12 protein-coding genes and 3 tRNA genes are annotated in these 8,794 nt (G+C 63.7%); 3 read left to right on the top strand and 12 right to left on the bottom strand.

Going from position 1 to position 8,794, the window contains the following annotated elements:
* The 9 genes from nusG to VGG53_RS04950 form a co-directional block, all read right to left on the bottom strand.
* Positions 1 to 666: transcription termination/antitermination protein NusG (gene nusG / locus VGG53_RS04990; RefSeq protein ID WP_414688884.1), on the bottom strand; the 666-nt coding region annotated here is incomplete at its 3' end.
* 178 nt (positions 667 to 844) lie between these two features.
* The gene (secE, locus tag VGG53_RS04985) at positions 845 to 1,279 is read right to left on the bottom strand and encodes a preprotein translocase subunit SecE (protein WP_331516877.1); all 435 of its coding nucleotides are present in this window, start codon (positions 1,277 to 1,279) and stop codon (positions 845 to 847) included.
* Between the two features lie 111 nt (positions 1,280 to 1,390).
* Positions 1,391 to 1,463 (bottom strand) — tRNA-Trp (locus tag VGG53_RS04980).
* Between the two features lie 133 nt (positions 1,464 to 1,596).
* Positions 1,597 to 2,097, bottom strand: a complete 501-nt coding sequence (hadC, locus tag VGG53_RS04975) for a (3R)-hydroxyacyl-ACP dehydratase subunit HadC (protein ID WP_331516876.1) — start codon at positions 2,095 to 2,097, stop codon at positions 1,597 to 1,599.
* 2 nt (positions 2,098 to 2,099) lie between these two features.
* Positions 2,100 to 2,528, bottom strand: coding sequence for a (3R)-hydroxyacyl-ACP dehydratase subunit HadB (hadB, locus tag VGG53_RS04970; RefSeq protein ID WP_331516875.1), 429 nt, complete (start codon positions 2,526 to 2,528; stop codon positions 2,100 to 2,102).
* The gene (gene hadA, locus VGG53_RS04965) at positions 2,515 to 2,994 is read right to left on the bottom strand and encodes a (3R)-hydroxyacyl-ACP dehydratase subunit HadA (RefSeq protein ID WP_331516874.1); all 480 of its coding nucleotides are present in this window, start codon (positions 2,992 to 2,994) and stop codon (positions 2,515 to 2,517) included. The genes hadB and hadA overlap by 14 nt, the downstream gene beginning before the upstream one ends.
* 49 nt (positions 2,995 to 3,043) lie before the next feature.
* The gene (gene rpmG / locus VGG53_RS04960; RefSeq protein ID WP_003898538.1) at positions 3,044 to 3,211 is read right to left on the bottom strand and encodes a 50S ribosomal protein L33; all 168 of its coding nucleotides are present in this window, start codon (positions 3,209 to 3,211) and stop codon (positions 3,044 to 3,046) included.
* Positions 3,212 to 3,249: 38 nt separating this feature from the next.
* Positions 3,250 to 3,323 (bottom strand) — tRNA-Met (locus VGG53_RS04955).
* A gap of 52 nt (positions 3,324 to 3,375) precedes the next feature.
* Positions 3,376 to 3,448 (bottom strand) — tRNA-Thr (locus VGG53_RS04950).
* Positions 3,449 to 3,565: 117 nt separating this feature from the next.
* Between VGG53_RS04950 and VGG53_RS04945 the strand changes: the two genes are divergently transcribed.
* The 3 genes from VGG53_RS04945 (at position 3,566) to VGG53_RS04935 (ending at position 5,910) form a co-directional block, all read left to right on the top strand.
* Entirely contained in the window at positions 3,566 to 4,282 is a 717-nt protein-coding gene (locus tag VGG53_RS04945) for an MBL fold metallo-hydrolase (protein WP_331516873.1), read from the top strand.
* Positions 4,283 to 4,346: 64 nt separating this feature from the next.
* Positions 4,347 to 5,198, top strand: a complete 852-nt coding sequence (locus VGG53_RS04940) for a hypothetical protein (RefSeq protein WP_331516872.1) — start codon at positions 4,347 to 4,349, stop codon at positions 5,196 to 5,198.
* Positions 5,199 to 5,211: 13 nt separating this feature from the next.
* Positions 5,212 to 5,910 carry a crotonase/enoyl-CoA hydratase family protein gene (locus VGG53_RS04935; RefSeq protein WP_331516871.1) on the top strand — a complete coding sequence of 233 codons (699 nt, stop codon included), beginning with the start codon at positions 5,212 to 5,214 and terminating at the stop codon, positions 5,908 to 5,910.
* 2 nt (positions 5,911 to 5,912) lie between these two features.
* Here VGG53_RS04935 and VGG53_RS04930 read toward each other — a convergent pair whose 3' ends face one another.
* From VGG53_RS04930 to cynS, 3 genes are read right to left on the bottom strand one after another with little or no spacing between them, the layout of a single operon-like run.
* Positions 5,913 to 6,932 carry a patatin-like phospholipase family protein gene (locus VGG53_RS04930; RefSeq protein ID WP_331516870.1) on the bottom strand — a complete coding sequence of 340 codons (1,020 nt, stop codon included), beginning with the start codon at positions 6,930 to 6,932 and terminating at the stop codon, positions 5,913 to 5,915.
* Positions 6,929 to 8,275, bottom strand: a complete 1,347-nt coding sequence (locus VGG53_RS04925; RefSeq protein WP_331516869.1) for a DUF2254 domain-containing protein — start codon at positions 8,273 to 8,275, stop codon at positions 6,929 to 6,931. The genes VGG53_RS04930 and VGG53_RS04925 overlap by 4 nt, the downstream gene beginning before the upstream one ends.
* Positions 8,276 to 8,328: 53 nt before the next feature.
* Complete coding sequence (gene cynS, locus VGG53_RS04920) at positions 8,329 to 8,784, bottom strand: cyanase (protein WP_331516878.1); 456 nt, start codon at positions 8,782 to 8,784, stop codon at positions 8,329 to 8,331.
* Positions 8,785 to 8,794 lie beyond the last annotated feature (10 nt).

Raw genomic sequence — 8,794 nt, 5'->3', positions numbered from 1 at the left:
CAGTTCCACAGGTGTTTCGCGGCCGAAGATGGACACCAGCACCTTGAGTTTCTGTTGTTCGGCGTTGACCTCGTTGATCGTCGCCGGCAGCGTGGCGAACGGCCCGTCCATGACGGTGACCGACTCGCCGACCTCGTAGTCGACCTCGACCACGGCACGTTCCAGGCCGCCATCGCTGACGGCGGTCGCGGTGCTCGCGGCGCCCTTGGCGGCCTTCTTGGCCGCGCCCTGCGGCAGCAGGAACTTCACCACGTCGTCGAGGGTGAGCGCTGACGGACGAGATGTCGCGCCGACGAATCCGGTGACACCCGGGGTGTTGCGCACCGCGGACCACGAATCGTCGGTCAGGTCCATCCGCACCAGGATGTAGCCGGGCAGTACCTTGCGGTTGACCTGCTTGCGCTGGCCGTTCTTGATCTCGGTGACCTCTTCGGTGGGCACTTCCACCTGGAAGATGTAGTCGCCGACGTCCAGGTTCTGTACGCGGGTCTCGAGGTTGGCTTTCACCTTGTTCTCGTATCCGGCATAGGAGTGGATGACATACCAATCGCCGGGCTTGGAGCGCAGCTCGGCTTTCAGCGCGGTGGCCGGGTCGACCTCTTCGGGCTCAGCCGGCTCCTCGGCTGCCACGATTTCGTCGGCTGCCGGTTCGGCGTCGGCAGCCACCGGTTCGGCGTCGGCAGCCACCGGTTCGGCGTTGGCCGTCTCGGGCGCATCGTCAGCGGTGACCTCTTGCAACGCAGCTTCGATGTCGACCGTCTCACCCACCGGCAGATCGCCGTCGGAGGTAGTCACGGTTTACGGGTCCTTCCTTGTCTGTCAGCTTGTGGTGGTTCTCGAAAGCTCAGCCGAACACCAGCAGCACCAGCTTGGCCAAGCCCAGATCCACCAGGCCGATCAACGTCACCATGAACACCAGGAAGGCCAATACCACCGAGGTGTACGTGCCCATCTGCTTGCGGTTGGGCCAGATGACCTTGCGCAGCTCGGCGACGACCTGCTTGAGATAGGTGAATACGAAGACGATCGGGTTGCTCGACGGCTGGCCCGACTTGGCGGCCTTTTTGACCTTCTTCGCCTTCTTGGCTTTCTTGCCCGTCTCATCGTCGGCGTCGCTCTCGGTGAGCTCGACCGCACCGGACGCATCCTCGGCGAGCTGACGGGACCGCTTGCCGGTGGGCCGCTGCGGGCGCGTCACCACAGCCGTCCGGCCCCCTTGGGAGTCGTCGGCTCCGGCGCCGTCGGCTGCGGCGTCGGCATCGTCGCGTTCGTCGCTCACCGCATGCTCCTTCGTTCAATCGTGTGGGTGGTGGTCACCTTCCAGTGTCCACCATTCCAGGTCCGGTTCCTCCTCGGGCCGTCCCGGCCCGCATCGTCACCCGACGCCTTGCAGGGGCGACAGGACTTGAACCTGCAACCTGCGGTTTTGGAGACCGCTGCTCTGCCAATTGAGCTACGCCCCTTCGCTGGTTGGCAGGCCAACCTGCGCGTGCCGGGGCCTTACACGACGCGCGCGCTCTCCAGTCCGGAAAAACACGCTGGTAATGGGAAAACCCCGAGCTGCGAGTGTACATCGCAGCAGGTGTCAGGTACTAATTACGCCGTCCTGACGATCTGGCCGCTCTCTATGTCCCACTTGAGGTTGATCGAGTCGTCGCCCTCGTGACCCATCACCGTGGTGTAGGCCTCCAGCACGACCTCTCCGGCGTCGTTGGTGCAGGTGTTCCTGGTGACCACGATGTCGGCGCCGAACCGTTCGACGACCGAGTGGACTTCCATCCGGGCGTGCAGCACGTCGCCGGCAAGGATCGGCTTGTGGAAGACGAAGCGCTGGTCGACCTGGACCATCTGCAGCGACTCGTAGCCGGTATCGACCTTCCGCATGAAGTCCGCCTGGACCATCTTTCCGAGGATCGTGACGAAAGTCGGCGGCGCGACGATGGCATCGTAACCGAGCTCGGCGGCCGCCTTTTCATCCAGACATGCCGGATCGTCGGCCTTGACCGCCTTGGCGAATTCGCGCACCTTCTCCCGGCCCACCACGTAGCTGTCCGGGTACTCCCACGACATCCCGTTGATGTCGGTATTGATCGCCACCGTCACGCCAGCTTCGCCGAAGCGACCGCGCGACCGAAGATCTTCTTTCCGTCGGTCGTGGCCGTCAGCGCGATCGTCACTGACTTGCTTGCCGGGTCGACGGACTTCACCCTGCCGGTGAACACGATCTCGGCGCCCTTCTCGTCGTTGGGCACCGGTACCACCGCGGTGAATCGCACGTTGTACTCGGTGACCGCGCCGGGATCGCCGACCCACGCGGTGACAAAGCCGCCGCCCAGGCCCATGGTCAGCATGCCGTGTGCGATCACGGTGTCCAGACCGACCACCTTGGCGATCTCCTCATCCCAGTGGATCGGGTTCAGATCGCCGGAGACACCCGCATAGTTCACCAGATCCTGACGGGTAAGCGGGTAGATCTTCTCCGGCAGTTGGTCACCCACCTTCACCGAATCGAACTCACGCAGTGGCATGCTTGAAACCCTCTTCTCCGTCTTCACCTACACGACCCGCCAGGGTCGTATAAGTCTCCTGAACCACGTCACCAGCGTCGTTGGTGATGGTCTGCTTGGTCACGATGATGTCGGTGCCGTGTGCGCGCCGGACCGATTCGACGGCCACATCGCAGTACAAACGATCCCCCACCTTGATCGGCGCCATGAACTTCAGCTCCTGGTCGACCTGCACCACCTGCGCTTCTTGGATCTCGATGTTGGCATCGTCGAAGAACGCCGCCACCGCCTTGTAGCCGAAGACCGAAATGAACGTCAGAGGGGCGACCAGCCCGTCGTAGCCGAGTTCGGCGGCCGCCTTCTCCTCGAAGAACGGGGCGTCCTCGTTCTTGACTGCGACCGCATATTCGCGAATCTTCTCCCGCTCGACGATGTAGTAGTCGGGATAGCGGAAACGCTTGCCGACCGCACCTTGGCCCAGCGACATGGTTGTTGAATCTACCTAGTCAGTCTGAGTACATAGCTGACGGGCGGCGTCAGCGTGTCTCACGGTGAGCCTGGTGTTTGCCGCAGTTCGGGCAAAACTTCTTCAGCTCCAGCCGGTCGGGGTCGTTGCGGCGGTTCTTCTTGGTGATGTAGTTGCGGTGCTTGCACACCTCGCACGCCAAGGTGATCTTGGGCCGTACGTCGGTACTGGAGGCCACGTCGGTTCTCTTTTCGGGTTTCGTTCGTTGTTGTGTTGTAGCGATGGCCGGACTCGAACCGGCGACCTAACGATTATGAGTCGTTCGCTCTAACCGACTGAGCTACACCGCCTCGGGACTGCATTGCCTTCGTTCTGGGCCGCCTGTCTGCTCGGCGTGCGCCGAGCCCCCTAACGGAATCGAACCGTTGACCTTTTCCTTACCATGGAAACGCTCTACCGACTGAGCTAAGGGGGCCGCACCCGTCGGACCGCTGGGGTCATGCCTCGGGCCTAAAAGAGGGTACAGCCTGGTCCGCAAGGGCACCAAACGGTGAGGTTTACCCCGCGTCGCCGGCCCCCTTAGGCTGAGCGGGTGTCTGACACCGACCGGTTGTACTTCCGCCAACTGCTCTCCGGCCGCGACTTCGCCCAGGGCGACGGGATCGCGGCGCAGATGCGCAACTTCGCCTACTTGATCGGCGACCGGCAGACCGGTGACTGTGTCGTCGTCGACCCCGCGTACGCCTCCGGCGAGCTGGTCGATGCGCTCGAGGCCGACGGTATGCACCTTTCCGGCGTGCTGGTCACCCACCACCACCCCGACCATGTCGGCGGCTCGATGATGGGCTTCGAGCTGAAGGGGCTGGCCGAGCTGCTCGAGCGCGTCAGCGTTCCCGTCCACGTCAATTCCGAAGAGGCACTGTTTGTTTCGCGTATCACCGGCATCCCGCTGAGCGATCTCACCTCGCATCAGCACGGCGACAAGGTCAGCGTCGGCGCCATCGACATCGAACTGCTGCATACCCCCGGTCACACGCCGGGCAGCCAATGCTTTTTGCTCGACGGCCGACTGATCGCCGGCGACACATTGTTTTTGGAGGGTTGCGGGCGCACCGACTTTCCCGGCGGGGATTCCGACGAAATATTTCGCAGCCTGCAGAAACTTGCGCAGTTATCTGGTGATCCGACGGTATTTCCCGGACACTGGTATTCGCTGGAACCGAGTGCCTCGCTGTCGGAGGTCAAGCGATCAAATTACGTCTATCGGGTCACTGATCTTGATCAGTGGCGAACACTGATGGGCGCATAATCGTGCGCAGACGAACTCTCCAGCGAATTCTCACCGGTGTAAGCGCTGTGCTATGAGCGGAGGGATGGGTTCTCCAGTGGAATGGTTCCACGATCGGTGGCATCAGGTGGCGGGCGCGGGGTCGGCTACCTGGTTGGCATGGGCGGTGTGGGCACTGCTCGGCCTCGGTGTCATCGCCCTCATTTACGCGAATAGGCAAATTCGCCGCAATCGTCGACTGGCATCCGAAGAAAACCGCCCGCACGTCGGGATGTTCATGGAGCCGCACGCTGCGGACTGGCATGTGATCGAGCTGGTCGTGCGGAATTTCGGCAAGACCCCCGCCTACGACGTTTCATTCACATTTCCGCAGCCACCGACCGTCGCCGAATACGAGAACGCCACCGACGGCTATGCCGATGTCGTCGAGCTGCAACTCCCCCACCAGTTGCCGACGCTGGCGCCCGGCCAGGAATGGCGCACGGTGTGGGATTCAGCGCTGGACCGCACGGAGCTCGGCGACGGCATCGAATCCCGATTCCCGGGCACGGTGACCTACTACGACCGCGTCGAGGTTCCCCGCCGCTGGAAGTTCTGGCGGCGCGCCCGGCGTTCGCTGGAGACCAAGGTGGTGCTCGACTGGGCGTCGTTGCCGCCGGTGCAGCGGATCGAGTTGATGACCAACCACAACCTGGCCAAGCGGGAAAAGCAGAAGCTGGAGTTGTTACGCAGTCTGTTGACCTATTTCCACTACGCCACCAAGGAAACTCGCGCCGACGTGTTCCGCGCCGAGATCGAGCGCATCAACCGCGCGGTCGACGAGACCAAGGATCGGTGGCGCATGCGGCAGATCGAGGCGCCGCCGACCGATGTCAGCCTGAGCTGGGGTGACGCCGAAGATGAACTGGGCAAGCACCGCGGCGAGCGAGTGGTCTGATTCAATCGACTCCATGAGCGACGGTCCGGTCACATATCGCCTCGATGAGTCCATTGCGTTCATCACCATGGACGACGGCAAAGTCAACGTTCTCGGACCGACGATGCAGCAGGCCCTCAACGATGCGCTCGACCACGCCGACCGTGACGATGCCGCCGCCGTCGTGATCGCCGGAAACGACCGGGTTTTCAGCGGCGGGTTCGACCTGAAGGTTCTGACGTCCGGTGAGGTTCAGCCCGCGATCGACATGCTCAAGGGTGGCTTCGAGCTATCGCACCGGCTGCTGTCGTACCCCAAGCCGGTCGTGATGGCCTGCACCGGCCACGCCATCGCGATGGGAGCTTTCCTGCTGGCCAGCGGCGATCACCGAGTTGCGGCTCCGGCCTCCAACATTCAGGCCAACGAGGTCGCGATCGGGATGACGATTCCGTACGCGGCGCTGGAAGTCATGAAGCTGCGATTGACCCGGTCGGCGTACCAGCAGGCCGCCGGCCTCTCCAAGACGTTCTTCGGCGAGACTGCGGTGGCGGCCGGCTGGATCGACGAGATCGTGCTGCCCGATATGGTGCTCTGCCGCGCCGAGGAGGCCGCGCGGGAATTCACCACGCTCAAGCAGCACGCCCATGTCGGGACGAAGCTGCGGACCCGGGCCGAAGCGCTGACCGCCATTCGCGCCGGAATCGACAACATGGCAGCCGAATTCGAGGTTTAACCTCAGGGTCCCGGGCGCCGGAAGCGCTCGAGGTATTCGTCCCAGTTCCAGGTGGACAGGAATTCGTCGGCTGCGAGGTGGCCGCTCTGGTAGAGCTCTTGCATCTGCTTCTGGCCGATGTTGAAGTCGAGAAATCCGACTTTCGACGAGTCGACGCGGATCGCGCGCGAGTTGACCCAGGGTTGGTTCAGGTAGGCCTGGTCGCGGCCGACGATCATCGTGGTGATCAGTGCTTCGATCAGCGGCGGGCCGCCGAAGACCCAATTCACCGGCGCCAGAGCCGGAATCACTTTGTCGTTGCCTTGCGGAAGGTTGGGCAGCAACGTGACTCCGAAGGTCGGCCAGCGAGGCGGTTTGCCGTCGCGTCGGTCGAAGGAATCGATGGGGAAATTCGAGAGCATGCCGCCGTCCACCAGTGTCGAGGTCAAGCCGTCGGCACTGGTCAACTTGGCTGCCCGGAAGAAGAACGGAATCGACATCGAGGCGCGTACCGCGTCGGCGACCTGTTGCTCGTCGGGGTCCAGTCCGTAGAGCCGCCGGTAGTCCCACGGCAACCGGACCAGTTGGCCGGTCGTCACGTCGGATGCGGTGACCACCAGCCGGTAGCGCTGCTCGGCAGGGACGCTGTCGGCGTCGATGGCCAGGTCGCCGAAGGTGCGCACGCCGAGGTTGGCCAGCTCGGAGCGGATCCAGTCGTGGGCGAAATCGCCTTTGTAGATGCCGGTTTCGCTGAGCACGCCCCATGCGGGGCCGAGAAGCGGGATGCCGGTGACGCGGGTCGGGTCGAGGAATTTGCGGTACGGCAGCGTCATGGTGAGCTGCTCGACCTGCTCGGGGGTCAGTTCGTCGGCGCCGGCAGCCAGGATCGCGCCCACGACCGAGCCGGCCGATGTGCCGGACACCCGCTGGATCGCATACCCGGCTTCCATCAGCGCTACGGCGGTGCCGGCCAGTCCGATGCCCTTGACGCCGCCACCCGAGAGGACGAGGTCCGCCTTCAGTTCGGTGGGTTCGGTGGTCACGCCCGAACTGTAGCCGCTGGCGCGACCAGCGCCATGACTGCCTCGTAGCGTCGCGTGACGTCGTCGCGGTCGGAAGGATCGGCGACGGTGGCGAGGTTGGCCCGCTGGATCGCCTCAGCCTGGCGGATCAACGCGGTACGTCGGGCCCGGTCCGGAATCTGCTCGATGACCTTTGCCAGCGCATCCAGTTGCCGAATCATGATGGCGGGCATGCCAATTGCAGCCTGGCGAATGGTGTCGAAGGCGCGCTCGACGAGCCGATCGAAATCGGGCTGGAAGGCGATGACACGGATAGTGCCGTCGTTGTCGCGGCGGATCCGGTGCGGATGCCATACCGGCGCGATTCGGCACAGGCAGTCGGCGATCCAGTCGACGCAGGTCATCCCGGTAAAGGTGTCGTTGACCGCCGGCGACAACGCGCGCAGGGCGATCTCGACCAGTTGATCGAACCCGAACGAAACATCTTGCGGAAGTGTGCGATACGCGCCCGCGACGTGCCCCAGCGCCAACCGATCGGCTACCGATTCGGCTGCCTCGGGCGGCCACACTTGAGCGATCACCTGACCCGCGACCATGAAATGCCCGGGCCGGTGCGGTAATTGGACGACCGCATCGGCCGTCGTGGCGATCTTCACCAGTACGTCGTGGCGGATGACTTGGAGATAGCCGCTGCGTGGTGTGCGGATCGGGGCACCAGAGTCGGCCAACCGCGCCAGCAGTTCCTCGTGCGACGGGCCGCGCGCCACACCGACGCCGAACGCGTCGGCGCTCTCCATCGCCGTGACCTCGTTGACCAGCGTCGTGGCAATGTTGGCGATCACCACCGGAAGTTGAATCATGGTCGCGATGTGGTTGAGGAAGTAGATCAGCACAGCCACGTCGAACAGCGTGAGTAGCAGGGTCACGGTGATCGACAAATGCGGCACGAAGTCACCGTGTGGCCCACCGCCGACCGAGACCAGGGTGATCATCGCGTAGCAGAAGCTCGCCACGAATGTGCCCAGGGCCAACTGAGTTCCAGGGTCGCGCACGAAGTTGCGTAGCATCCGAGGGCCGAACTGGGTGGAGGCCAGCGTCAGCGCGACGATGGTGATCGAGAAGACGATGCCGACGACGGTGATAATTGCCGCCGCGACGGTGGCCAGCAGGACTCGCGCCACGTCGGCGGTGCCGCTGAGCACCCACGGCGGCAGCCGGATCAGTCCGTCATACGCGGAGCGGTCGACGGTGTAGCTGACCATGAACAGCACGACGGCAGCGACCGTCTCGATCACCGGGATCAGCCACAGGTTGGTTCGCAGCGCCTCGCGCCGCCAATCGGCCTCAAAGTATGGACCGCGCATTAACTGCAAACTAGGCGCAGACGGCTTGCGGCGCTTGCCTCTTGACGAATTCTTTACGGTTGGGCGGAGACCCAGTCGTAAGGAAGGAACTTGCCGTCGAAGCTGACTACCACCCGGTCACCGGAGGTGTGCGATTTCTTCTGCAGGTCGACGCTGAAGTTGATCGCGCTCATGATGCCGTCGCCGAACTGCTCATGGATGAGTTCTTTGAGCGCCGGACCGTAGACCTGCAGCGCCTCGTAGAAGCGGTAGATGGTCGGGTCGGTGGGTACAGCGGTGGGCAGCCCGCCGCGCATGGGCGGTGCGGCCAGCACCGGGACCGCCGACTCGTCGAGGCCCAGCATCTCAACCAGCACCTTGCCCAGTTCGGCGGGAATCGGCTGCTGGCCGAGTAGTGCCGAGGTGGTCCACACGACCGGTCGATCGATGGCGTCGGCCAGCTCCTGCCAGGTCAGGCCCTTGGCCAGGCGGGCGAGCACGATCTGTTCGGTGATCTCGTTTCGAGTCATGGTTACCAGC

Source organism: Mycobacterium sp. (genome assembly GCF_036490025.1).
GTDB lineage: Bacteria > Actinomycetota > Actinomycetes > Mycobacteriales > Mycobacteriaceae > Mycobacterium.
The sequence above is the reverse complement of the archived record's forward strand: the minus strand, read 5'-3'. Positions and strand labels throughout refer to the sequence as shown.